At 50.6% G+C, this 23,295-nt stretch carries 24 protein-coding genes and 2 pseudogenes; 16 read left to right on the top strand and 10 right to left on the bottom strand.

The genetic code is table 11. The features are described from left to right. Window positions 1–54 precede the first annotated feature (54 nt). The gene (gene pspF / locus AB182_RS12975) at window positions 55–1,035 is read right to left on the bottom strand and encodes a phage shock protein operon transcriptional activator (protein ID WP_047370466.1); all 981 of its coding nucleotides are present in this window, start codon (window positions 1,033–1,035) and stop codon (window positions 55–57) included. Between the two features lie 166 nt (window positions 1,036–1,201). Here pspF and pspA point away from each other — a divergent pair, with 166 nt between their 5' ends. The 8 genes from pspA (at window position 1,202) to tyrR (ending at window position 7,410) form a co-directional block, all read left to right on the top strand. After that, window positions 1,202–1,870, top strand: coding sequence for a phage shock protein PspA (pspA, locus tag AB182_RS12970; protein WP_047370465.1), 669 nt, complete (start codon window positions 1,202–1,204; stop codon window positions 1,868–1,870). 66 nt (window positions 1,871–1,936) lie between these two features. Continuing rightward, window positions 1,937–2,161 (top strand): envelope stress response membrane protein PspB, encoded by a 225-nt coding sequence (gene pspB, locus AB182_RS12965; RefSeq protein ID WP_039076954.1) that lies wholly within the window; start codon window positions 1,937–1,939, stop codon window positions 2,159–2,161. Then, complete coding sequence (pspC, locus tag AB182_RS12960; protein WP_047370464.1) at window positions 2,161–2,520, top strand: envelope stress response membrane protein PspC; 360 nt, start codon at window positions 2,161–2,163, stop codon at window positions 2,518–2,520. Before pspB ends, pspC begins: the two co-directional genes overlap by 1 nt. Before the next feature lie 17 nt (window positions 2,521–2,537). Further along, on the top strand, window positions 2,538–2,756 hold the full coding sequence (pspD, locus tag AB182_RS12955; RefSeq protein ID WP_047370463.1) for a phage shock protein PspD: 219 nt from the start codon (window positions 2,538–2,540) through the stop codon (window positions 2,754–2,756). Window positions 2,757–2,848: 92 nt separating this feature from the next. Beyond that, window positions 2,849–3,163, top strand: a complete 315-nt coding sequence (gene pspE, locus AB182_RS12950; protein WP_047370462.1) for a thiosulfate sulfurtransferase PspE — start codon at window positions 2,849–2,851, stop codon at window positions 3,161–3,163. Window positions 3,164–3,276: 113 nt separating this feature from the next. Next, a complete protein-coding gene (locus AB182_RS12945) occupies window positions 3,277–4,674 on the top strand; it encodes a YcjX family GTP-binding protein (protein WP_047373281.1) in 1,398 nt (465 codons plus the stop codon). Beyond that, the gene (locus AB182_RS12940) at window positions 4,671–5,717 is read left to right on the top strand and encodes a YcjF family protein (RefSeq protein ID WP_047370461.1); all 1,047 of its coding nucleotides are present in this window, start codon (window positions 4,671–4,673) and stop codon (window positions 5,715–5,717) included. Before AB182_RS12945 ends, AB182_RS12940 begins: the two co-directional genes overlap by 4 nt. Before the next feature lie 151 nt (window positions 5,718–5,868). Beyond that, on the top strand, window positions 5,869–7,410 hold the full coding sequence (gene tyrR, locus AB182_RS12935; protein WP_047370460.1) for a transcriptional regulator TyrR: 1,542 nt from the start codon (window positions 5,869–5,871) through the stop codon (window positions 7,408–7,410). A gap of 42 nt (window positions 7,411–7,452) precedes the next feature. Here the strand turns inward: tyrR and tpx are convergent, their stop codons facing one another. After that, a complete protein-coding gene (gene tpx / locus AB182_RS12930) occupies window positions 7,453–7,959 on the bottom strand; it encodes a thiol peroxidase (RefSeq protein WP_047370459.1) in 507 nt (168 codons plus the stop codon). 117 nt (window positions 7,960–8,076) lie between these two features. Between tpx and ycjG the strand changes: the two genes are divergently transcribed. Further along, on the top strand, window positions 8,077–9,051 hold the full coding sequence (gene ycjG / locus AB182_RS12925; RefSeq protein ID WP_047370458.1) for an L-Ala-D/L-Glu epimerase: 975 nt from the start codon (window positions 8,077–8,079) through the stop codon (window positions 9,049–9,051). Here the strand turns inward: ycjG and mpaA are convergent. Continuing rightward, window positions 9,033–9,746, bottom strand: coding sequence for a murein tripeptide amidase MpaA (mpaA, locus tag AB182_RS12920; RefSeq protein ID WP_047370457.1), 714 nt, complete (start codon window positions 9,744–9,746; stop codon window positions 9,033–9,035). The genes ycjG and mpaA overlap by 19 nt on opposite strands. A 187-nt stretch (window positions 9,747–9,933) precedes the next feature. Between mpaA and AB182_RS12915 the strand changes: the two genes are divergently transcribed. Then, window positions 9,934–11,550 (top strand): peptide ABC transporter substrate-binding protein, encoded by a 1,617-nt coding sequence (locus tag AB182_RS12915; RefSeq protein WP_047370456.1) that lies wholly within the window; start codon window positions 9,934–9,936, stop codon window positions 11,548–11,550. 365 nt (window positions 11,551–11,915) lie between these two features. Further along, window positions 11,916–12,104, top strand: a complete 189-nt coding sequence (locus AB182_RS12910; RefSeq protein ID WP_039076991.1) for a YdiH family protein — start codon at window positions 11,916–11,918, stop codon at window positions 12,102–12,104. A 55-nt stretch (window positions 12,105–12,159) separates the two neighbouring features. Here AB182_RS12910 and AB182_RS12905 read toward each other — a convergent pair whose 3' ends face one another. Both AB182_RS12905 and AB182_RS12900 read right to left on the bottom strand, forming a co-directional pair. Next, window positions 12,160–13,380 (bottom strand): GGDEF domain-containing protein, encoded by a 1,221-nt coding sequence (locus tag AB182_RS12905; protein ID WP_047370455.1) that lies wholly within the window; start codon window positions 13,378–13,380, stop codon window positions 12,160–12,162. A 143-nt stretch (window positions 13,381–13,523) separates the two neighbouring features. Then, entirely contained in the window at window positions 13,524–14,891 is a 1,368-nt protein-coding gene (locus AB182_RS12900; RefSeq protein WP_047373280.1) for an MHYT domain-containing protein, read from the bottom strand. A gap of 614 nt (window positions 14,892–15,505) precedes the next feature. Here AB182_RS12900 and AB182_RS12895 point away from each other — a divergent pair. The 3 genes and pseudogenes from AB182_RS12895 to ynaL all read left to right on the top strand — a co-directional run bounded on the left by AB182_RS12895 (window position 15,506) and on the right by ynaL (window position 18,086). Next, window positions 15,506–16,542: pseudogene (locus AB182_RS12895) on the top strand (methyl-accepting chemotaxis protein). 135 nt (window positions 16,543–16,677) lie between these two features. After that, on the top strand, window positions 16,678–17,661 hold the full coding sequence (gene zntB / locus AB182_RS12890) for a zinc transporter ZntB (protein ID WP_047370454.1): 984 nt from the start codon (window positions 16,678–16,680) through the stop codon (window positions 17,659–17,661). Between the two features lie 275 nt (window positions 17,662–17,936). After that, complete coding sequence (gene ynaL, locus AB182_RS32595; RefSeq protein ID WP_167337880.1) at window positions 17,937–18,086, top strand: proline-rich small protein YnaL; 150 nt, start codon at window positions 17,937–17,939, stop codon at window positions 18,084–18,086. Between the two features lie 108 nt (window positions 18,087–18,194). On the opposite strand, the gene tnpA is transcribed toward ynaL, so the two are convergent. The 3 genes and pseudogenes from tnpA to AB182_RS30535 all read right to left on the bottom strand — a co-directional run. Continuing rightward, window positions 18,195–18,653, bottom strand: a complete 459-nt coding sequence (gene tnpA, locus AB182_RS12885) for an IS200/IS605 family transposase (protein ID WP_038918153.1) — start codon at window positions 18,651–18,653, stop codon at window positions 18,195–18,197. A 176-nt stretch (window positions 18,654–18,829) separates the two neighbouring features. Beyond that, entirely contained in the window at window positions 18,830–19,765 is a 936-nt protein-coding gene (ttcA, locus tag AB182_RS12880; protein ID WP_047370453.1) for a tRNA 2-thiocytidine(32) synthetase TtcA, read from the bottom strand. Between the two features lie 49 nt (window positions 19,766–19,814). Continuing rightward, window positions 19,815–20,078: pseudogene (locus AB182_RS30535) on the bottom strand (tyrosine-type recombinase/integrase); the annotation flags it as partial. Window positions 20,079–20,210: 132 nt separating this feature from the next. Between AB182_RS30535 and AB182_RS12870 the strand changes: the two are divergent. Next, window positions 20,211–20,411 carry a hypothetical protein gene (locus AB182_RS12870; protein WP_047370451.1) on the top strand — a complete coding sequence of 67 codons (201 nt, stop codon included), beginning with the start codon at window positions 20,211–20,213 and terminating at the stop codon, window positions 20,409–20,411. 344 nt (window positions 20,412–20,755) lie between these two features. Here the strand turns inward: AB182_RS12870 and AB182_RS12865 are convergent, their stop codons facing one another. Further along, window positions 20,756–21,181 (bottom strand): hypothetical protein, encoded by a 426-nt coding sequence (locus AB182_RS12865; protein WP_047370450.1) that lies wholly within the window; start codon window positions 21,179–21,181, stop codon window positions 20,756–20,758. A 41-nt stretch (window positions 21,182–21,222) separates the two neighbouring features. Continuing rightward, window positions 21,223–22,370, bottom strand: a protein-coding gene (locus tag AB182_RS12860) for an IS3 family transposase (RefSeq protein WP_120785385.1) whose coding sequence is annotated in 2 segments (ribosomal slippage) — window positions 21,223–22,133 and window positions 22,133–22,370 — 1,149 coding nt in all. Because the reading frame shifts where the segments join, the coding sequence is not laid out codon by codon here. Between the two features lie 424 nt (window positions 22,371–22,794). On the opposite strand from AB182_RS12860, the gene AB182_RS33470 reads away from it, so the two are divergent. Beyond that, window positions 22,795–23,271, top strand: coding sequence for a hypothetical protein (locus AB182_RS33470; RefSeq protein ID WP_047370448.1), 477 nt, complete (start codon window positions 22,795–22,797; stop codon window positions 23,269–23,271). The last annotated feature ends 24 nt before the right edge of the window (window positions 23,272–23,295 follow it).

Here is a 23,295-nt window from a genome sequence, read left to right as displayed (position 1 = left end):
TTGCCATGGCTTCGTACAAATGTCTGATAACGACTGCTGTTATTGTCAGCGATTTCAGCTTATCTGGTGCTTTTTCAGCAGTGCGCGCAACTGGTGATAAGTCAAACCTAACAGTTCAGACGCCCGTTTCTGGTTAAATTTTGCCTGCTGCAGGCTATTTAACAATAATTCGCGTTCCTGCTGGTGCTGAAACTGACGTAAATCGACTGGCAGTGTGGGCAGGGCGTCGGACTGCGGAAAAATAGCCTCAACGATCGGCGTCCCGCTGTTAAAGGGGTCAATGATGATCTCATCAAGCGGCGTTTCACTCGTTCCGTGTCGATATACCGAGCGTTCGACCACGTTTTTAAGCTCGCGAATATTCCCCGGCCAGGTATAGCGCAGCAACGTTTCACGTGCGCGGTCTGTAAATCCGGCAAACAGCGGCAGTTTGAGTTCACGACACATTTGTATAGCGAAATGATCGGCCATCAGCATGATATCGCTTTGACGCTGGCGTAAGGGGGGAAGTTGCACCACATCAAATGCCAGACGGTCCAGCAAGTCGGCGCGGAAAGTGCCTTTGTAAACCATCTCCGGCAAGTTGGCGTTGGTGGCGCACACCAGACGAACGTTGACCTGCAGAGGCTGGCTACCGCCGACGCGCTCCAGCTCACCGTATTCAATCACGCGCAACAGTTTTTCTTGTACCAGCATCGGGGCAGTGGCCAGTTCATCAAGAAACAGGGTGCCGCCATCGGCACGCTCAAAACGTCCGGGATGGCGTTTTTGCGCGCCGGTGAAGGCTCCCGCCTCATGACCAAACAGCTCGGTATCAAGCAGATTTTCATTAAGGGCGGCACAGTTGAGGGAGATAAACGGCCCCTGCCACCGGCTCGACAGATAGTGCAGACGATTGGCGATTAACTCTTTCCCTGTACCTCGTTCACCGATGATAAGCACCGGTTTATCGAGCGGCGCCAGACGCGAAACCTGTTCCAGCACTTCAATAAAGCTGTTGGACTCGCCCAGCAGATTGTCTCTTTGTTCAGCCATGATGAATTTCGCCACTTGTTAGCGTTATTCACCACTGTAGACTAAAAATACGCAACGGTAAAATAACGTGTTTTCTTTAAAATCAAATAATTAAAAAATTGGCACGAAGATTGTAATACCTGAGAGCAGGGCCAGGCCCGATTACAGAAATCAAGAGGAACAGATTATGGGTATTTTTTCTCGTTTTGCCGACATCGTGAATGCCAACATCAACTCGCTGCTTGAGCGTGCAGAAGATCCGCAAAAGCTGGTGCGTCTGATGATCCAGGAAATGGAAGACACGCTGGTCGAAGTGCGTTCAACCTCAGCCCGTGCGCTGGCGGAGAAAAAACAGCTCGTACGTCGTATAGAGCAGGCGACCGCGCAACAAATTGAATGGCAGGAAAAAGCTGAGCTGGCCCTGCGTAAAGATAAAGATGATCTTGCTCGTGCGGCGCTGATCGAAAAGCAAAAAGTCACGACGCTTATCGACACGTTAGAGCAGGAAGTGGTGCAGGTTGATGAAACGCTTGCCCGGATGAAAAAAGAGATTGGCGAGCTGGAAAGTAAACTCAGCGAAACACGTGCACGCCAGCAGGCGCTCTCTTTACGCCATCAGGCGGCAAGCTCGTCCCGTGACGTGCGTCGCCAGCTTGATAGCGGCAAGATTGACGAAGCCATGGCCCGGTTTGAGTCTTTCGAACGTCGCATTGACCAGATGGAAGCCGAAGCGGAAAGTCACGGTTTTGGTAAACATAAAACGCTGGATCAGCAGTTCTCTGAACTGAAAGCGGATGACGAAATCAGCGAACAACTGGCGCAGCTAAAAGCAAAAATGAAACAGGACAATCAATAATTTTTTGCGAGACATTGCAGGCGGCATCGGGAGATGTCGCCCCATTATCACCTGTAAGGAGTACACATGAGCGCGCTTTTTCTGGCCATTCCTCTGACGTTATTCGTGCTGTTTATTTTGCCAGTCTGGTTATGGCTGCACTACAACAACCGTACCTCACGCGGTGAACTACCGCAAAGTGAGCAGCAACGGCTGGTGCAACTGACTGACGACGCCCGGCGAATGCGTGAACGTATTCAGGCGCTGGAAGACATTCTTGATGCAGAGCATCCGAACTGGAGAGATCGCTGATGGCAGGTTTAAACAGCAATAAGAAATTATGGCGTATCCCGCAGCAAGGCATGGTGAAAGGGGTCTGTGCTGGCGTTGCGCACTATCTGGATGTTCCGGTGAAACTGATCCGTTTGATAACAGTGCTGGCCATGCTGTTCGGGCTGTTTTTCCCGGTTGTGGTGGTCTATATCGTCATGACTTTCGTCCTGGATCCGATGCCGGAGAGCGCAGTGGATGCCGAAAACGCCCCCACCAGCAGCCAACTTCTGGATGCTGTGGACGCGGAACTTGAAGCCGGTGAGCGTCGTCTGCGTCAGATGGAGCGCTATGTCACCTCTGACACGTTCTCTCTGCGCAGTCGTTTCCGACAGCTTTAATTAAGAGGTATCAGGCAATGGCAACCTGGCGACAGGCTACACAGAAAGTTAAACCGGGGATGAAAATCGCTGGCAAAGTGGTCCTGCTGGCCGCGCTGCGCTATGGTCCGGCAGGGGTTGCAGGCTGGGCGGTAAAATCGGTGGCGCGGCGGCCGGTAAAATTGCTGCTGGCTTTTGCGCTTGAACCCTTACTGAATCGCGTGGCGAGCAGATTCTCGAAGCGTTTTATGAAGTAACCCGTACGCAAAATGCGATAACGGCGCTACAACCGCGGTAAGGCCGCGCGTATAGTTGGCGAAGGATTTAACAAAAACCAAAGGAAGGAACGATGTTAAAACAAACGGTTATCGCCGCTGCACTTGCCGTTAGCACACCGACTTTTGCCGCGGAGCACTGGATCGACGTGCGGATCCCGGAGCAGTATCAGCGTGAACATATTCAGGGCGCGCTGAATATACCGCTCAGTGATATTCAAGCCGGGACCTTTTCGCCACTGGCAAAAGAGGACACCCTTTATTTGTACTGTAATTCCGGGCGCCAGGCGACGCTGGCACAGGACGCATTACAGCAAATGGGTTACCGGCACGTCATTAATATGGGCGGCATCGCTGGTCTGAATAAGCCTGTTGTTACCTCCAAATAAAATCTCCTGGCGGCGGGACATTCGCCTCGCTGCCATTGATATCTGCCGAAGTGCACCTTATCTCATATATCCTGTGAATAAATTTTCTGATTTCATGGCGGCACGGAATGACGATTGAACGATGGAAAAATGAACTTAACGCCCTGGTAAACCGGGGTATGGATCGCCACCTGCGATTAGCCGTCACCGGGCTTAGTCGCAGCGGAAAGACGGCTTTTATTACCGCAATGGTGAACCAGTTGCTTAACGTTCACGCGGGCGCGCGGCTTCCATTACTCAGCGCGGTACGTGAAGAGCGACTGCTTGGCGTTAAGCGGGTTCCCCAGCGTGATTTTGGTATTCCGCGTTTTACCTATGATGAAGGGCTGGCGCAGCTCTATGGCACGCCTCCCGTCTGGCCAACGCCTACACGTGGTGTCAGTGAGATTCGCCTCGCGCTACGTTTCCGCTCGCAGGATTCTCTGCTGCGCCATTTTAAAGAGACCTCCACGCTGTATCTGGAAATTGTCGATTATCCTGGTGAATGGCTGCTGGATTTGCCGATGCTGGCTCAGGATTATCTGAGCTGGTCGCGACAGATGCGCGGTCTGTTGCAGGGGCAACGTGGCGAATGGTCGCAGAAATGGCAGGCCATGTGTGAAGGGCTGGATCCGTTAGCGCCTGCCGATGAAAACCGCCTGGCGGATATTGCCGCCGCATGGACCGATTATTTGCATCAGTGCAAACGCGAAGGGCTGCATTTTATTCAGCCGGGGCGTTTTGTCCTACCCGGTGATATGGCCGGCGCGCCTGCGCTGCAATTTTTTCCGTGGCCCGATGTGGACGAAGCAGGGGAAGCCAGACTGGCGCAGGCGGGCAAGCACACGAATGCGGGTATGCTGCGCGAGCGGTATAACTACTATTGCGAACAGGTAGTGAAGGCGTTTTACAAAAATTACTTCCTGCGTTTTGACCGTCAGATAGTACTGGTGGATTGTCTGCAGCCGCTCAATAGCGGGCCACAGGCTTTTAATGATATGCGTCTGGCTTTGACGCAACTGATGCAAAGCTTTCACTATGGACAGCGGACGCTATTTCGCCGTCTGTTCTCGCCGGTTATCGACAAACTGCTGTTTGCCGCCACAAAAGCGGATCATGTCACTCTCGATCAGCATGCCAACATGGTATCGCTGCTCCAGCAACTGATTCAGGATGCGTGGCAAAACGCCGCGTTTGAAGGCATCAGCATGGATTGTGTCGGTCTGGCATCCGTCCAGGCAACGCAGAGTGGCGTGATTGACGTTAATGGCGCGAAAATTCCGGCCTTACGTGGTCACCGACTGAGCGATGGTTCCCCACTCACGTTTTACCCCGGCGAGGTGCCGGCGCGCCTGCCTGGTCAGGCATTCTGGGAAAAACAAGGTTTTCAGTTTGAGTCTTTTCGTCCTCAGGCGTTGGATGTGGATAAACCACTGCCGCATATCCGTCTGGACGCTGCGCTGGAATTTTTATTGGGAGATAAATTGCGATGAGCGAACCCCTCAAACCGCGTATCGATTTTACCGGGCCGCTGGAAGCGGAGACCGTCATGCAGGTCAAAGCGGCACAAACATTTGGTGACGAACTGGCTGAAAATTTTGCCCCGGTCCATCCTGATGAAATACGCGAAGAAGGTCCGGCAGAAGCCGCCGTGGAAGCGGCGCTGCAACCAAAACGCAGCCTGTGGCGCAAAATGGTGCTGGCCGGGATGGCGTTGTTTGGCGCAAGCGTTGTCGGTCAGGGCGTGCAATGGGCGATAAATGCCTGGCAGACCCAGGACTGGGTGGCCATGGGCGGATGTGCCGCCGGGGCTTTGATTGTCGGTGCGGGCGTCGGTTCCGTGGCGACGGAGTGGCGTCGTTTATGGCGATTACGTCAGCGGGCCCAGGCGCGGGACGAGGCGCGTGAATTGCTTCACAGTCACGGAACGGGGAAAGGGCGCGCATTTTGTGAAAACCTTGCGCGTCAGGCCGGGCTTGATCATGCGCATCCTGCGCTGCAGCGCTGGTATGCCGCTATCCATGAGACACAAAATGACCGGGAAGTGGTCTCGCTGTATGCCCATATCGTTCAGCCGGTGCTGGATAACCAGGCTCGGCGAGAAATCAGCCGCTCGGCGGCTGAATCAACGTTAATGATTGCCGTCAGTCCGCTTGCGCTGGTGGATATGGCGTTTATCGCGTGGCGCAACCTGCGGCTGATTAACCGCATTGCCACGCTTTATGGGATTGAGCTTGGGTATTACAGCCGACTGCGTCTGTTTCGCCTTGTTTTGCTTAATATCGCCTTTGCCGGGGCCAGTGAAATGGTGCGTGAAGTGGGCATGGACTGGATGTCGCAAGATCTTGCCGCACGTCTCTCTGCCCGTGCGGCGCAGGGAATTGGCGCAGGTTTACTGACTGCCCGGTTAGGGATCAAAGCCATGGAGTTGTGCCGCCCATTACCCTGGCTTGGCGATGACAAACCGCGGCTGGGCGATTTTCGCCGCCAGTTGGTGGTGCAGCTCAAAGAGACAGTGCAAAAAGGTAAAGCGTGATGGGCGATATATTGCGCGCCGCGCGTTTAACTTTACGGCACAGCGCCCATTTTTCCACCGTGCTGTCAATATTTGTTGACAGACATCTTCCTGCCAGACAGTAACTGACATATCATCCTGGCATTAGTTGATTATGTAGGGTGATATTTTCATGCGTCTTGAAGTTTTTTGTGAGGACCGGCTGGGTCTGACACGCGAACTGCTGGATTTACTGGTGTTACGTGGCATCGATTTACGCGGAATTGAGATAGACCCTGTCGGGCGCATCTACCTGAATTTTGCTGCCCTGGAATTTAATACATTCAGCAGCCTGATGGCGGAAATTCGCCGTATCCCCGGCGTAACTGACGTGCGCACCGTATTGTGGATGCCTTCCGAACGAGAGCATCGTGCACTGAGCGCGGTGCTGGAGGCGCTGCCGGAACCCGTTTTATCGCTGGATATGAAAGGGAAGATCGAACTGGCGAACCCGGCCAGTTGTCAGCTCTTTGCGCTGGACCAGAGTAAATTGCGCAATCACAACGCGGTACAACTGATTTCCGGTTTCAATTTTACACGTTGGCTGGAAAGCAACCCGCACAGCTCTCATAGCGAACATGTCGCCATTAATGGGCAAAACTTCCTGATGGAAATCACCCCGGTCCACCTGGAAGGAGAAACCGGAGAACCGGTTCTGACCGGCGCGGTGGTCATGCTACGTTCCACCGTGCGAATGGGTCGCCAGTTACAAAATCTTTCGCATCAGGATCTGGGGGCATTCAGCCAGATTATCGCTGTCAGTCCGAAGATGCGTCAGGTGCTGGAGCAGGCCCGGAAGCTGGCTACGCTCACCGCACCGCTACTGATTACCGGTGATACCGGTACCGGTAAAGATCTGCTGGCACGGGCCTGTCATCTGGCCAGCCCCCGGGCGGCAAAACCATATCTGGCGCTAAACTGCGCCTCGATTCCGGAAGATGCCGTCGAAAGTGAACTGTTCGGACATGCCCCGGAAGGGAAAAAAGGGTTCTTTGAACAGGCTAATGGCGGATCGGTGTTGCTGGATGAAATCGGCGAAATGTCGGCGCGTATGCAGGTTAAACTGCTGCGTTTTCTCAATGACGGGACATTCCGCCGGGTTGGTGAAGACCATGAAGTTCACGTTGATGTGCGGGTAATTTGCGCCACCCAGCGTAACCTGGTCGATTTGGTGCAAAAGGGCGTTTTCCGAGAAGATCTCTATTACCGTCTGAATGTTCTGACGCTAAATCTCCCACCATTGCGGGAGCGCCCGCAGGATATCATGCCGCTGACCGAGCTTTTTGTTGCCCGTTTTGCCGATGAGCAAGGCGTTCCCCGGCCTAAATTGTCAGCCGAACTGGGTAATGTTTTGACGCGCTATGGCTGGCCGGGCAATGTCCGTCAGTTGAAAAACGCAGTTTATCGCGCGCTTACCCAACTGGAGGGGTACGAACTCCGCTCACAGGATATCCTGCTGCCGGACTTTGATGCCGCCACCATGCCTGTCGGCGAAGATGCCATGGAAGGGTCGCTTGATGAGATCACCAGTCGTTTTGAACGCTCGGTGTTAACACAACTTTATCGCAGTTTCCCCAGTACACGTAAGCTGGCTAAGCGCCTGGGCGTCTCGCATACAGCGATCGCGAATAAATTACGGGAATATGGATTGAATCAGAAAAAGGGCGACGAGTAGGATGCATGGCCCGGCAAACAGGATGTTGCCGGGCAGACTTTCTTAGCCTTTCAGTACTTCCAGTGCGGCAGCGTAGTCAGGCTCATTGGTGATTTCATTCACCAGCTGACTGAAAATGACGTTGTCATTTTCGTCAATGACCACCACGGCACGTGCCGCCAGACCTTTCAGCGCGCCTTCGGAAATTCCCACACCATAGTTTTCCAGGAACTCAGTGTTGCGCAGCGTGGAGAGAGTAATGACATTGCTCAGACCTTCTGCACCGCAGAAGCGAGACTGGGCGAACGGCAGGTCAGCAGAGATGCACAGAACGACAGTATCGTTTACGCCTGTTGCCAGTTCGTTAAATTTACGTACTGATGCGGCACATACGCCGGTATCAATGCTCGGGAAAATATTAAGAACTTTACGTTTACCAGCAAACTGGCTTAAAGCAACATCAGACAAGTCTTTCGCCACGAGAGAGAACGGTGCGGCTTTGGAACCGATCTGCGGAATCTTACCGGCAACGGAAACTGGATTACCCTGGAAATGGACAAGTTGTGACATAGATATCTTCCTGTTTACATATAGTTAACTTCGTCGCTAGTGTATTCTGAAAGCAAGGACCACGGCAAACCTAATTTCACATCTATAATCGTGGAAAGGGCGGCAGAGGAGAAAGGGATGAGAAGCGTTAAGGTTTATGATGAAACCTGGCCGTTACATACGCCTTTTGTGATCGCACGGGGTGCGCGCAGCGAGGCTCGGGTAGTGGTCGTTGAGCTGGAAGAGGACGGTGTCAAAGCCGTAGGCGAATGCACGCCATACCCACGTTATGGCGAAAGCGAGGCTTCGGTGATTGCGCAGATTATGACGATTCTGCCGCAACTGGAAAACCGACTGACCCGTGAAGAGCTTCAGACATTGCTTCCTGCCGGCGCGGCGCGTAATGCCGTAGACTGCGCGCTTTGGGATCTGGAAGCCCGGCGACAGGGAATCACGCTTGGGCAGTATGTGGGGGTGACATTGCCCGCTGCAGTCACCACTGCGCAAACAGTGGTCATCGGTACGCCTGAACAAATGGCCGCCAGTGCCGCAGCGCTGTGGGAGGCCGGCGCCAGGCTACTTAAGGTGAAACTTGACGATCACTTAATCAGCGAAAGGCTGGTGGCAATACGCGCCGCTGCACCGGAAGCAACGTTGATTGTTGATGCTAATGAGGCCTGGCAAAGTGAAGGTCTTGCTGCCCGCTGCCAGCTTCTGGCGGATCTTGGCGTGGCGATGCTCGAACAGCCGCTTCCGGCAGGCGATGATGCCGCGCTGGATAATTTTATTCATCCGTTGCCCATCTGTGCCGATGAAAGTTGTCACACGCGACGGGATCTCGCTGCGCTGGCGGGGCGTTATGAAATGGTTAACATCAAGCTGGATAAAACCGGTGGCCTGACAGAAGCGCTGGCCCTGGCCCGTGCGGCGCGAGAGCAAGGTTTTGGGCTAATGCTGGGGTGCATGATTTGCACCTCACGGGCCATAGCTGCGGCACTACCTTTGGTGGGTGAGGTTCGCTTTGCCGATCTCGACGGGCCCACCTGGCTTGCGGTGGATGTCGAACCGGCGTTGCAATTTACGCCGGGTCAGCTTCATCTTTCCGTATCATGATGCAATAGTGCGATCATCGCGCTGAGGTATTTCTCGCTGGCTTCATCGGCAGAAACTGGCGGGAACTCCATTGTAATGCAGTGCAAATCCATATCTGCACACCAACTGCCGAAAGAGCCTGGCGTTTCGTAACCCACACTGGTGACCAGCGGTAGGTTAAACGCCTGCGCCAGCCACTGACCAAACGCACTATTACGCGGATCTTCCACACACGCCAGCGGGTCATGAAACGACACCACCCAGGCCGGACGCACCTGGTGAATCAACTGGCATAATGCCTGGGTTTCCGGTTCTGAGCCGGGGGCGTCGCCAGTGGATAACACGACATCGCGCGCTTCGGCAGCGCTATTCCAGCGATAAACCGTTTCGCCAGGTTTCCAGTTTGCGGCCGGGAAATTGCGATTCAAATCCACGCCATTAGCATTAGCACGCAGGCCAAGCTGGCAACCATCGGGATTAACGGCCAGCACCACGTGGTGGTGCCGCAGTTCTGGTTTCAGCGTACGTAAGGCGCAGGAAAGCGTCACGATAGAAGAATTTTCATCTCCGTGCGTTCCCGCGATGATTAGCCCGCTGGCATGTGAGGCTTCGGTTGCCGGAAACCACATGAGCGGAGCACCTAACAGAGAACGTCCGTAATATTCGCTACCGGAAGGAAAAGCCCCCCGTTCCGGGCGTGGGCGTGAAGCAGGCATAGTCATCCTTTTTTGGGTTGGCTTATTGCAAGTGTCGGGCATATTTCTCGCCTGGGCAAATTATTGCTCTATTCCGGTAAAAAGGAATAGTCATCAACTTTCCATCGACGAAAATTTGCATTCGCTCGTTCTAAAACAAATAATTACCTCATCTTTCGCTTTGCTTCAAAACAGAAAAGGGGATCTCATGAAGCATCCTGTCTCGTTGCTCAGTTGTGCGCTTTTACTCTGTGGTTTTTCCTCATCGCCCTGGGCAGCGGATGTTCCGCCAGGTACGGTGCTGGCCCAGAAACAGGAGTTGGTTCGCCATATTAAAGACGAACCCGCGACGCTTGATCCGGCGAAGGCGGTAGGGCTGCCGGAAATTCAGGTCATTCGCGATCTTTACGAAGGCCTGGTGAATCAGAATGAGAAAGGTGAGATCATCCCGGGTGTAGCCACTCAATGGCAGACCAGCGATAACCGCGTCTGGACATTCTCCCTGCGTAGTGATGCAAAGTGGTCTGACGGTACGCCGGTCACTGCGCAAGATTTTGTTTACAGTTGGCAGCGCCTGGTCGACCCGAAAACAACGTCACCCTTTGCCTGGTTTGCAGCGCTGGCCGGTATCACCAGTGCCCAGGACATTATTGATGGCAAAGCCACCCCGGATAAGCTTGGCGTGACGGCGGTCGATGCCCATACGTTGCGGGTGCAACTCGATAAGCCGCTGCCATGGTTTGCGAACCTTGCAGCTAATTTCGCGTTTTACCCGGTGCAGAAAGCCAATGTTGAAAGCGGCCCGGACTGGACACGTCCCGGAAACCTGGTCGGCAATGGCGCTTATGTGCTGGAAAGCCGGGTGGTGAATGAGAAAATTGAACTCAAACCTAACACCCATTACTGGGACAACGGTAAAACCGTTATTCAGAAAGTGACGTTTGTGCCGATCAATCAGGAAACAGCGGCGACAAACCGTTATCTTGCCGGGGGGATCGATATCACTGAGTCATTCCCGAAAAATCAGTACCAGAAATTGCTCAAGGATATTCCCGGCCAGGTTTACACGCCACCGCAGCTCGGCACCTATTACTATGCCCTCAATACGCAAAAAGGGCCAACAGCCGATCCGCGCGTACGGCTGGCGCTAAGTATGACGGTCGATCGCCGCGTGATGGCTGAGAAGGTATTGGGTACAGGGGAAAAACCGGCCTGGCGATTTACACCGGACGTCACCGCAGGGTTTAAACCGCAGCCGTCGGCATTCGAAAAGATGAGCCAGGCGGAGCTTAATGCCCAGGCAAAAACACTTCTCCAGGCTGCAGGTTATGGGCCACAACGTCCGCTGGAATTGAAGCTGCTGTATAACACCTCCGAAACGCATCAGAAAATCGCGATTGCGGTGGCATCAATGTGGAAAAAGAATCTGGGCATTGATGTCAAATTGCAAAACCAGGAATGGAAAACGTATATCGATAGCCGTAATACTGGCAACTTTGATGTTATTCGCGCCTCATGGGTGGGGGATTATAATGAACCGTCCACCTTCCTGTCGCTGCTGACATCCACTCACAGCGGCAATATTGCCCGTTTTAACGATCCGGCCTATGACAAGATTATTAGTCAGGCCGCCCAGGAGACGCAGGCCGATGCCCGTAATGCGGATTACAATGCGGCAGAGAAAATCATCGCCGAAAAAGCGCCAATCATCCCGGTCTATCAGTATACCAACGGTCGTCTGATTAAGCCGTGGTTGAAGGGTTACCCCATTACTAACCCGGAAGATGTGGCTTATACCCGCACGATGTACTTGATAAAACATTGATTTTATAAGCTCACCTGAGCGTGTATAACCCTTTTCGACATCTCAACTGGCGCTGATGAAGCGCCAGTACGCGTTGTTCGCATCAACCGATTCTGTCACTGAAAAGGAATGATCCCTGCCAGATGTCGTCGCGATGAAGGGCCGGGAGGAACAGCGGATAGGTGTCCAGTGCCATCCGCACCGGCGAAAGTCATGAATTTTTTATCGGCAAGTTTCGCAATTTTCAATTCGGCATAACCTCTTGAATTTTCTTGCCTGCTATACACAAAAATTAGTGTGATGGCGAACATATATACGATTTCGGTCAAAAAATGTCCGAAATAATGTGTTATAGTGATTATGTTTTAACCACATATGAGGATTATATGCACACCGAATTAGACCCCACTCAACTGGCAATTGAATATCTCCGTCGCGATAAAAGCGGATTAACGCCTGCGGAATACCTTAAGAAATTAAAACAACTCAGGCTGGAATTTGCGGATTTGCTGACACTCTCGCACAGCGAGCTGAAAGAAGAGATTGATTTTGCCTGGCGGATGGGCATCCACTAAATATCGCCCATCGTTGAAAAGCGCCCTCGCAAGGGCGCATTTTTTTGCCGCGAGTTCAGGCTGCCAGCACTTTATTACGCCCACTGTTTTTTGCACGGTACAACGCATCATCAACACGCTTAAACAGGTCATCCAGTGACTCTCCCGCCAGGTGTCGAGCGACGCCAATACTCACAGTACAGCCTGGCAGTTGGGGTATATTGATACTGGCGACGGCTTCACGTAACTGCTCAGCGACGCCAATAGCGGTTTCCTCTGTCGTGTGAGGCAACAGTATTAGAAATTCTTCACCTCCCCAGCGGAAAACATAGTCTCCGCGTCGACAATGTTGCTCAAGCGTGCGGGACAGTTGTATCAGGACTTCATCGCCTTTCTGGTGTCCATACTGATCGTTGATGCGTTTAAAATGGTCGGTATCGACCAGCAACAGGCTGAAATCGAACGCAGTCGGCATAATGTGTTCGGTCAGATGGTAGAACTGTCGGCGGTTCAGCAAACCGGTGAGTAAATCACGGTGTGCGGCATATTCCAGTTCCTGCTCAAGACGTTTCTGCTCGGTAATGTCGTGGATGATGCATAGCATCAGTCGCTCATTATAGATTTCAACTGGGCCTGCATAGGTCTGGACATGGCGGGTAGAGCCATCTGCCAGTTTGTGCACAAAATTGAGTGGCCTGTGACCGCCAGGCAGATGAGCGATCTCCGCCATCACCGGCAAAATGCCACGTCCGAGGGTGTTGATTTCCCAGGTATGCTTTTGGCATATCTCATCGTAGGAGTAGCCGTAAAAACGTAATGCGGCGAGGTTGGCATCAACAATCAGGCCATCTCTGGCGGGATCAATAAGCAGGATGGGGGCAGAATTTGTATAGAAAAAGCGAGCATAAAAACCCTGTTTGCGTGGGCGGTACGGGGTTGAACGGCTGGCTTTAAGTCTGACGGGTGTTCCCGATGATACTCCTTCAAAAAGAATCACCTCGCCTACGTCACTGATTTCGCGCAGCGATGCTTTACAACTCAGGCTAACCGCTTCGCCATCAATATGAACAGTCCAGACTTCGACAATATTATGCTGGTTCCTGAGGCCCGGCAGGTACATAGCTAAGCTGTGCTGCGCATAGGCGGAATATTTGCCGGTTCGCAATTCCCGTAATGAACCCTCGGCGGTCAATTTCTTTGCCGCTATGTTGGTGAAGAGCAACTCTTCACTTTCAGGTGAGACTACCCAGACCGGTGTCGTCAGCAGATTCAGCGCATCCAGGTGATCTGTCAGCATGGGTTTATCCCCTTATTTTGCGCGTCGCTTTAATTATTGTATCCTGGTGAATAATAGCTTTTTCGGCAGTTTTTTTATCAGGCTTGAGGAAAATCTAACGCAAAAAAAGGTGAATTGGTATGTATCGCTGCAATAAGAAACTTTTACTTTTGATTGATGGAGATATCTGAGAGGAAAAAAGGAGTATTTGCCGCATTGTGAGTGATTGCCGGATGCCAGACTTCCCAACCATTACGTCCATTTTTTTTGACACGGTACATTGCGGCATCTGCTTTAAATTTGAGGTCCTGCACGGTATCCCCATGCTGGGGATAAAAACTGATGCCCACACTTAATGACACGTTAATGACATGGCCTTGCTCGTAAAATGGAAAATGAATCGTGTCTACCAGTCTTTTCGCCAGTGTGGTGATTTCTTCATCAATACAATCAGGTACCAGCAAAATAAACTCATCTCCCCCAAGACGCGCCAGCGTCATTTTTGCATTAACACATGTCGAAAGTCTTACGGATACAGATTTCAATAATAAATCGCCAACGTGGTGTCCATAGGCATCATTGACCTGCTTGAAACGGTCAAGATCCATAAATAATAAGGCGAATCGCTGCCGCTGAGCCGCTGCACTGGCGAGGCATGCATCCAGTAAGACATCGAATTGAATACGGTTTGCCAGGTTGGTCAGGGGATCGAAATGGGCCTGCATCTCCAGTTGGTGATTCAACTGACGCAGGCTTTCTGTAAGTCGTGAGGTGCGGATTTGGGAATCAATGAGCGAAATAAACAACATGATTCCCAATACAATGAGCGTGGAGGTGGATACCCAGATTGAAAGGCCGGCTTCGCTCACGCTGGTATGCGTAGAGTAGTAGGCGGTGCTGCGAACAATAATTCCGCTGCTGTCTTTACCATTGCTGAACTCAACGGCGCTCATCGCCACATAATGCATTGCGCATATGGTAATGCCGAGGACGAGACCTGCGAAAACCCGATAGATAAAGGCCCGGTGCTGATTGAACTGGCGAACAAAGGCAAGCCATAGCGAAAAGCCGGAGGCAAAAAAGGCAATGGTTACAGAGAGGACAAGACGCGGCGTATTCCAGTATAGAGTGACGTAATCGGTGAGGGCCGCCATACCGAGAGCGTGCATTCCCACTATACCCAGAGACAATAAACAGGTCGCCAGCATCAGACGTCGAAAGGGGGGCATCTCTGCGCTAACTACCACATTGATGGCAAGTGTGGCGGCAATTAACGCAACGACGAAGGAAGCAATCGTCAACACCAGATCATAATGCATCACGATAGGCATGCGCATTGCCAGCATACCAACAAAATGCATTGACCATATTCCCATGCCCAATGTCGCCCCGCCGCAGAATCGCCAGAAAAGTGCACCGCGAACCGAGGAAGAAAAAATTTTGCTGGCGCTATCCAGCGCCACGAATGAGGCAATGAACGCCACGACAAAAGAAATACCAATAAGAATAGGATCCCACGATACATAAAGCATTATGCATTTCACGCCCGCTAAAAAGAATGGGTTAATTGTAATTATTATTCTAGCAGCTAACCTGATGAATTTATGTTGTTGGAAGTATTTATTATTTATACTGCTATTTAAGCTAAATTAAAAGTAATTTATTATTATCGGCATTCGCGATAATAACTTTAGGGATGTGAATCATTGTAGCATGGCTTAAATATAAGTTAAGCTGTGTCATAAATTATGATGCAGGGGGTTTTACGCTGATTTTTATTCGATGGATCAGCTCTGGCATAACGAGTTATGTAGGTTTCTTACCATTAATATTTGCACCTTCCCTTATTTTTGAATGATTACTCTGCGCTTAAGTCAAATTGTGGTGATGTAGAGCTTAACCTGAATCAGGATCAAATTCGAGATGAAAAAGTGAATGTCGAATGCTATAAGAATATTACCCCTCGTGATGTATTTATTGGTGCCCCATGCTTAAGAATATTAGTGTAAGAAGCTTTATATTATCGTTCCTGATTGTTTCTTTTCTTATTATGGATTTTTTAGTGATCGCCATCTCAAAAAACATGGCCTTATTAACAGCAATTAGCGTGGTTTGGGTAGCAACTTTGGCTTTGCTTTGGTTGTATATGACTTATTATTTAGTCACGCCAATTAATACGGTGAAGAAAAGTATCGAAGAAGTGACCTCCGGCAATCTGTCGATTACGATTCCGGAATTTGGCAACAATTGCGCCGGGCGCTTAATTCCGGGTATTAATAGCCTTTCTGCAAGCATCGCAACGCTGGTTACTGAGATTCGTATCTCTTCACAAAATGCAATGGAACTCTCCGATCAACTGGCCTCGCGAAGCGGTGAATTGTCGGTTAAAACCGAAGAGCAATCTGCGGCGCTGGTGCAAACCGCGGCCAGTATGGAGCAGATGGCCAGTAGCACCAAAAATAATGCCGAAAACACACGGCTTGCCAGCACCCGGGCAAGTGACGCCAGTACGAGTGCGCGTAAAGGTGGCGATTTAATGGGGCAGGTGGCGAAAAATATGCAGTCTATAACCGACTGTGCGGGCCAAATGGAAGATATATCTCCCTTATTGATGGCATCGCTTTTCAGACTAACATTCTCGCGCTTAATGCTGCTGTGGAAGCGGCAAGAGCGGGGGATCACGGTAAAGGCTTCTCGGTTGTGGCTGGAGAGGTCAGGGGGCTGGCGCACCGCAGCGCCGAAGCGGCAAAAAATATCAAGACACTGATTGCCGTCACCACCGAAAACGTGACGCAAGGGGCAACAGTCGTCAGCGAGGCCGAACAGAACATGCATGAGATTGTTTCTGGTGCGAGTGTGGTCAGCAAGCTGATGGACGAGATTGCGGTATCGACCGTGGAACAAGAAAAAGGCATTTCGCAGATCACACTCGCACTGTCCGAACTTGAAAAAGTCACGCAGAGTAATGTCACGATGGTCGAAGAGCTGGCTGGCTCTTCTGACATTCTGAAAAACCGGGTTATTGAACTGCAGGCACGTACGTCTAAGTTCCGCCTGGCAGAGAATCAGTTAACAGACGTTGATCCCGTAGCGACAGCCTTAACTACTCCTTCCGAAAACCGTAGCACTCGCCTGGTAAGCCCGGTCATGCGTAACCAGGAAAATTACTGGCATTCCTTCTGATTTTCAGGTCATCCTGCCTCTGGCCCGCTTAAGCGGGCTTTTTTTTAATATTTGTAACGAATTCAGCACGATGGTTGCTTAACGTGCGCAGAGCGCTAGACTGACAACAACACTTATGTTGATTGTGGGGGCGCTGTGGAAGCGATCAAAGGAACGGATGTCGATATTCCGGATGCGGTTTTCGCCTGGCGTCTGGATGGAAAAGGCGGAGTCAAACCGCTGGAACCTGATGATGTGATTGATGCACAGCATCCTTGCTGGCTGCATCTGAATTATACCAATCCGGAGAGCGCGCAATGGCTGGCATCAACACCGCAATTGCCCAATAGCGTTCGTAACGCGCTGGCCGGGGAAAGTCTGCGTCCACGTGTGAGTCGTGTAGGGGAAGGTACGCTTATCACGCTACGCTGCATTAACGGTAGCACAGACGAACGGCCGGATCAGTTAGTGGCAGTGCGTGTCTATATGGATGAACGAATGATCATCTCGACACGTCAACGTAAGGTTCTGGCACTGGATGACGTAGTGAATGATCTGGAGGAGGGGACCGGGCCGGCGGATTGTGGCGGTTGGCTGGTTGATGTTTGCGACGCATTGACCGACCATGCCAGCGAGTTTATTGAAGAGTTACACGACAAAATTATCGACCTGGAAGACAACTTGCTTGACCAGGAGATCCCCCCCCGAGGTTTCCTCGCATTACTGCGTAAGCAATTAATTGTGATGCGTCGTTATATGGCGCCGCAAAGAGATGTTTTCGCAAGACTGGCCAGTGAGCGGCTGCCGTGGATGACCGACGATCAACGGCGTCGTATGCAAGATATTGCAGACCGACTGGGGCGGGGACTCGATGAAATTGATGCCTGTATCGCGCGCACGGCGGTGATGACCGATGAAATTACCCAGGTGATGCAGGAGTCACTGGCACGCAGGACCTATACCATGTCGTTGATGGCGATGGTCTTCCTGCCCAGCACATTTTTGACCGGGCTTTTCGGTGTCAATTTGGGCGGAATACCAGGCGGAGGCTGGCGATTTGGTTTCGCGCTTTTCTGCATTATGTTGGTCATCCTGATAGGGGGTGTTACCTGGTGGTTGCATCGTAGTAAATGGCTGTAAAATTTCACTTTTTTAACAAAAAATGAACATAAAAACGCCGTTTACTTTGAGCAATATCAATAAATGCCATACGCAACCAGTGCAATATTGCACTCGCAGGTGAATGCAACGTCAAGCGATGGGCGTTGCGCTCCATATTGTCTTACTTCCTTTTTTGAATTACTGCATAGCACAATTGATTCGTACGACGCCGACTTATAAGAGTCGGCTTTTTTTTGCCTCTCAGTTTGTCCGGTCTACCCTTAAAGAATGGCAACGCGAAAAAGGAGGCGAAAATGCGTACATTAACCCGACTGCAGATGAGCGACCCGATTCCAACAGATCCGGTTCCGGTGCCCGACCCTATACCAAAACCACAGCCCATCCCCGACCCGCCATTCGACCCGGATCCACGACCGATTATCGATCCGCCGCCGCACAGATAAATAAATATCCTCCGGCATAGCCGGAGGTTTTTCGGATGCGCCTATAAGGCTCTGTTACCAGCCGCGCCCTAACAGGCGCATACGATCTGACATTTGCATCAAACTTCGTTACTTACGGCCCGTAAACGGGCTACCCGGATAAGGGATCGACAACTGCTCGCCCATTTTATCCTCTTCAAGCTGGTGCTTTATGTATTCTTGTATCTTCGCCGTGTTCTTCCCTACCGTGTCTACGTAGTATCCCCGGCACCAGAACTCCCTGTTCCTGTATTTGAATTTCAGATCGCCAAACTGCTCATAAAGCATCAGACTGCTTTTCCCTTTCAGATATCCCATAAAGCCGGATACGCTCATTTTGGGCGGGATTTCCACAAGCATATGGATATGATCTGCGCAGCATTCAGCTTCCAGGATCCGTACATTTTTCCACTCACACAGCTTTCTTAAAATGCTCCCTATCGCAAGACGTTTCTCTCCATAGAACGCTTGTCTTCGGTATTTTGGCGCAAAAACTATGTGATATTTACAGTTCCATCGGGTGTGCGCTAAGCTCTTTTCGTCCCCCATTGGGACCCCCTTTTGATTTCTTGTTGAACTTTTGCAGTTGCCAGACCGCAAGGTGTTTTAACAAATCAAAAGGGGTTTTAATAACTGGCTTAAAGCTGAAAGCTTTCCGGAACCCCCAGCCTAGCTGGGGGTTTTCTATAGACAAAAAAAGCCCTCTTTCGCAGAGGGCTGTTGGTTTATTTGATTTCGAGGATGTCGAGACGGTTGGCCGTGAAGGCTCCCTCGTCTTCATCAGGCTGCCAGCCAGCCGGTTGTAAGGGGATTTCTTCACGATCGAACGCGAGATCGCCGCCATCGACCACCGCAGAGCCGTGATGAATGGATTTGAAATCAAACAGCGTGGTATCACTCAGGTGTGAAGGCACCACGTTCTGCATCGCGCTAAACATCGTCTCAATACGTCCGGGATAACGTTTATCCCAGTCGCGCAGCATGTCGGCGATAACCTGACGTTGCAGATTCGGTTGTGAACCGCACAGGTTGCAGGGAATGATAGGGAAGGCTTTCGCTTCAGCAAAACGTTCGATATCTTTTTCGCGACAGTAAGCGAGCGGGCGAATCACAATATGCTTACCGTCATCGCTCATGAGTTTAGGCGGCATGCCTTTCATTTTGCCGCCATAGAACATGTTCAGGAATAACGTTTGCAAAATGTCGTCACGATGATGGCCCAGCGCGATTTTTGTGGCACCCAGTTCGGTGGCCGTACGGTACAAAATGCCACGACGCAGGCGTGAGCAGAGTGAACAGGTGGTTTTCCCTTCCGGAATTTTATCTTTTACGATCCCGTAGGTGTTCTCTTCTACGATCTTATATTCAACACCCTGCTGGTCCAGGTAGGCTGGCAGAATGTGCTCCGGAAAACCCGGTTGCTTCTGATCGAGGTTTACCGCCACAAGGCTGAAATTAACAGGCGCGCTTTGTTGCAGGTTGCGCAGGATTTCCAGCATCGTATAGCTGTCTTTGCCGCCGGAGAGACAGACCATGATGCGGTCGCCTTCTTCAATCATATTGAAATCGGCAATCGCTTCGCCCACATTACGACGCAGGCGTTTTTGCAGCTTGTTCAGATTGTATTGTTCTTTCTTGGTAATATCTTGATTTTGCGACATTTATTAGTTACTCAAATATCAAATGGGGCACTGGTGGGGCAAATGGACTTTAAAGTACCAGCGTTGAATTCAGCATTGCCACCTGCTCGTTATTCATTTCTTCAATCCATGTAGCATAGATTTCATACACCATCTGCGCATTATCGTGCCCCATCTGATTAGCAATAAAAGACGGGTTAGCGCCTGCAGACAACAACCAGCATGCGAAAGTGTGCCGTGTATGGTACGGATTGCGGCGACGAATGCCAGCACGTTTTACAGCAGAGTTCCAGTGAGTGCCAATACTGCTCAATGAGTAGCAAGGTTTTGGGCGCCATTTTTCGTTTTGGACATAGGCGCAAACACTGCGAAAAATGGTAGTTATTCGGCGAATACCTCTGATCACGCTTTATTCGGATAAATCTTAAGACTATTCTACGGACGTGTTTATGAAAAGGAGGTTGTAATGCTTGCCAACTATATATCGAAGACAAGCGAAGAGAATAATCGCGCAGAAGTCGTAAAAGCAGCCTTAGAAATTGCAAAGGTATCTGTTGGGCGCTATGACGCAGCTGCGGCATGCAAAACAGATAGAGAAATGCAGCATGTTGCACAGCAAATTAAAGCTCTCGCTGATGCAATAGATGATGCTTTAAAAGTGTCCTGATGCTGACATTTTTATCAACTGTAGCCTCGCGGTAGCGGGGTTTTTTTATTATGCCGCCTGTGCGTAGCCTGCCGATATCCTTCGGTCGTGAGTCTGAGGCATTGCGCTTTACCGGGCGGTCTTCTTTTGCGACAGACACATCCAAAAGGAAAACACCTATCACCAAAATTTACCTGGCGCTGTATTTTTTAAGCTGGATACGCTTTTCTGTCGTAGCGCGCTGGTTAAACTATCCGGCAGCAGCCAAAGCCCCGACTCATGACAACAAGTCCAACCAACCTGGTCGTTGGAGTATGAGTATTAGGAAAGTCTCTTAATATGCGATTCCGATAACGAAATGAGCATTATTTATTTCGGACCTGGCGAACAAACAGAATTCTAACCAGGTGTCCATCCACATTCATTGTACGATCCTCACCCGGTTGCATTCTGCCCTCCCAATTAACGTTTTGATCATTATGTTGTGTATGGAAGCGTACGGTATAAATGTCAGTGTTTTTTAGTACCTGAAGAGTCAGAGATGTAATCTCATCTCCGTGTTTCATCGTTGACGTTTGTGTCATGAACAAACCAATTACTTGCGGAACAAAATTTACGCCATCAATTATCACCCTTACAGAGAACAACTCACTGAAATTCAGGCATTTTCTCGCTTCTGGATCCGGCTCTCCTAATGGCTTGAATTTATATGTGTTACATAAATCTTGATTTGCGTTTGCTGTGTGCGAAATGAAAAATAATAGTGATGCAAGGACAATTGAACGTTTCATAACCCCCCATTAAATGAGAATGATGAATCGCCACGGATAATCTAGACACTTCCGAGCCGTTGATAATACTGGTTTTCATATTCTGTCGGTGACATCTGTTCGCTAGAACCATGCCGACGCTTACTGTTATAAAACATTTCGATGTAATCAAAAATATCACTGCGGGCTTCTTCCCGCGTTCCGTAGATCTTTTTCTTTATCCGTTCACGTTTCAACAACTGGAAAAAACTTTCTGCAACCGCATTATCATGGCAGTTACCGCGACGGCTCATGCTACCCTCCAGGCCGTGTGATTTCAGGAACGACTGCCACTCATGGCTTGTGTACTGACTGCCCTGAACCGAATGAACCAGCACCTGTTTTTCGGGATTACGCCGCCATACAGCCATCAGCAGTGCGTTCAGGACAATGTCCTTTGTCATCCGGGATTGCATGGACCAGCCGATAATTTTGCGTGAGAACAGATCAACAACAACGGCAAGATACAGCCAGCCTTCGTGGGTCCTGATGTAGGTTATGTCCGTTACCCAACGCTCATCAGGAGCATCCGGATTGAACTGTCGCTGGAGCCTGTTGGGTGACACGATACTGGCCTCGCCTTTACGTGCCCGCGGGCTTCGGTATCCGACCTGAGCCTTTATTCCGACACGTTTTATCAGTCTCCAGACTCTGTTTACTCCGCACTGTTGCCCGCTGTCACGCAGATCCAGATGGATTTTGCGATAACCATAGACGCATCCCGATTCCAGCCAGAACTGTTTAATCTGTCCTGTCAGTCTCAGGTCTGCCTGATGGCGTTGTGAATGCGGCTGCTGAAGCCAGGCGTAAAAACCACTGGGATGAACATCCAGCACCCGACAGAGCAGGCGAACAGGCCAGCAACAGGAGTTGTCACGGATAAAGGCGTACCTCAGTCGGACAGCTTTGCGAAGTACGCCGCGGCTTTTTTTAATATGTCCCGTTCGTCGGTAACCCGTTTCAGCTCTTTCTGGAGACGGCGGATCTCGGCCTGAGCATCTGACTGTTCTTTATTAGTGGAAGAATCCGGACCGTACTTCTTTATCCAGGCATAAAGGCTGTGGGTGGTGATATCGAGACGTGTTGCAACGCTGGCAACAGAATAACCGCGATCAACAACCTGTTTGACTGCTTCAGTTTTAAACTCTTCGGGATAACGCTTACCGCTCATGGGCACCTCTCTTTAAGCCATCTTAAATGACTCTGAGGTGTCTGTTAAACCCGTGGCGATTCATGAATTGATTAATCAGTGTTAAGTATCAAATATTATTAGAACGGTTGGGATGGTAATTTCGAACTGCCAGCTCATGGACATCGGCAATGATTGTATGACAGCTGATTGAGGTATAACCATCAACCAATATTCAACATACGTAATTATTAAACAGCCAATCTACCCGGTACTGCCTGTGCTCGCGCGTAGGGAGTATTTCGTTCAGGTCTGTCTGTCAAGTAACTTCGGCGAATGCTCCAGGAGGGATTTTATTAAAGCCATCTTTGCTGGTTAAAAAGCAGATACCGGCAATCAGCTGGTTCGTGAATACGGACTATTTCTATCGAAGAAAAATGCAACAACGACCATCGCAGCCGGCATTATGCTGACGGCGCTGTTCCTGCTGGCGGGAGGACGAGGAGTATCTGATTCGCGGCTTCCACGAGAGAAGTTTTCAGGCCTGCCGCTATTAGCCCGGCGTAGCGTAGCCACCAATGATAAACCAGCTGAGAAACGCGACTGCGACGATAAATACAATGATAGGGAAAGCAATACCCAGTCTCATAACTGTTCTCTAATGCCTGAGGTGAAAAAGCAGGAGAGAACATTACCCAAAGCGGATCGACTGTGCAAATGTTATCACGCGAAAAGCGGAATATTGCTTACCGACCATTGCCTGGATAACTGTTTTAGACATAAGGGGAAAGAGTATTGCCGTTACGTTGAGCACATAACGGCGGACAAGGACAGTTACTCAGGATCTGCGGTTAGTCAGCACAAGGCTGAACTTCTTCCATTGATTTTCGCGTTGGCGTTGCAGGCTCCAGTGAATCTGCATCGTGCGGCGAGTTCTGCTTAATTTCATTCAATTGTTCTCAATTGC

The organism is Phytobacter ursingii (assembly GCF_001022135.1).
In the GTDB taxonomy this organism is placed as follows: domain Bacteria; phylum Pseudomonadota; class Gammaproteobacteria; order Enterobacterales; family Enterobacteriaceae; genus Phytobacter; species Phytobacter ursingii.
The sequence above is the reverse complement of the archived record's forward strand: the minus strand, read 5'-3'. Positions and strand labels throughout refer to the sequence as shown.

What these genes read in the sequence shown, in the direction of transcription:
- AB182_RS12915 (WP_047370456.1), top strand. Translation starts at nt 9,934, where the DNA reads ATGAAGCATCCTGTCTCGTTGCTCAGTTGTGCGCTTTTACTCTGTGGT.
- AB182_RS12900 (WP_047373280.1), bottom strand. Translation starts at nt 14,891, where the DNA reads ATGCTTTATGTATCGTGGGATCCTATTCTTATTGGTATTTCTTTTGTC.
- tnpA (WP_038918153.1), bottom strand. Translation starts at nt 18,653, where the DNA reads ATGGGGGACGAAAAGAGCTTAGCGCACACCCGATGGAACTGTAAATAT.
- ttcA (WP_047370453.1), bottom strand. Translation starts at nt 19,765, where the DNA reads ATGTCGCAAAATCAAGATATTACCAAGAAAGAACAATACAATCTGAAC.
- AB182_RS33470 (WP_047370448.1), top strand. Translation starts at nt 22,795, where the DNA reads ATGCTGACGGCGCTGTTCCTGCTGGCGGGAGGACGAGGAGTATCTGAT.
- ycjG (WP_047370458.1), top strand. Translation starts at nt 8,077, where the DNA reads ATGAGAAGCGTTAAGGTTTATGATGAAACCTGGCCGTTACATACGCCT.
- pspE (WP_047370462.1), top strand. Translation starts at nt 2,849, where the DNA reads ATGTTAAAACAAACGGTTATCGCCGCTGCACTTGCCGTTAGCACACCG.
- AB182_RS12870 (WP_047370451.1), top strand. Translation starts at nt 20,211, where the DNA reads ATGCTTGCCAACTATATATCGAAGACAAGCGAAGAGAATAATCGCGCA.
- pspF (WP_047370466.1), bottom strand. Translation starts at nt 1,035, where the DNA reads ATGGCTGAACAAAGAGACAATCTGCTGGGCGAGTCCAACAGCTTTATT.
- pspD (WP_047370463.1), top strand. Translation starts at nt 2,538, where the DNA reads ATGGCAACCTGGCGACAGGCTACACAGAAAGTTAAACCGGGGATGAAA.
- mpaA (WP_047370457.1), bottom strand. Translation starts at nt 9,746, where the DNA reads ATGCCTGCTTCACGCCCACGCCCGGAACGGGGGGCTTTTCCTTCCGGT.
- ynaL (WP_167337880.1), top strand. Translation starts at nt 17,937, where the DNA reads ATGCGTACATTAACCCGACTGCAGATGAGCGACCCGATTCCAACAGAT.
- pspC (WP_047370464.1), top strand. Translation starts at nt 2,161, where the DNA reads ATGGCAGGTTTAAACAGCAATAAGAAATTATGGCGTATCCCGCAGCAA.
- pspB (WP_039076954.1), top strand. Translation starts at nt 1,937, where the DNA reads ATGAGCGCGCTTTTTCTGGCCATTCCTCTGACGTTATTCGTGCTGTTT.
- tpx (WP_047370459.1), bottom strand. Translation starts at nt 7,959, where the DNA reads ATGTCACAACTTGTCCATTTCCAGGGTAATCCAGTTTCCGTTGCCGGT.
- AB182_RS12865 (WP_047370450.1), bottom strand. Translation starts at nt 21,181, where the DNA reads ATGAAACGTTCAATTGTCCTTGCATCACTATTATTTTTCATTTCGCAC.
- pspA (WP_047370465.1), top strand. Translation starts at nt 1,202, where the DNA reads ATGGGTATTTTTTCTCGTTTTGCCGACATCGTGAATGCCAACATCAAC.
- AB182_RS12905 (WP_047370455.1), bottom strand. Translation starts at nt 13,380, where the DNA reads ATGCTGACAGATCACCTGGATGCGCTGAATCTGCTGACGACACCGGTC.
- AB182_RS12910 (WP_039076991.1), top strand. Translation starts at nt 11,916, where the DNA reads ATGCACACCGAATTAGACCCCACTCAACTGGCAATTGAATATCTCCGT.
- tyrR (WP_047370460.1), top strand. Translation starts at nt 5,869, where the DNA reads ATGCGTCTTGAAGTTTTTTGTGAGGACCGGCTGGGTCTGACACGCGAA.
- AB182_RS12940 (WP_047370461.1), top strand. Translation starts at nt 4,671, where the DNA reads ATGAGCGAACCCCTCAAACCGCGTATCGATTTTACCGGGCCGCTGGAA.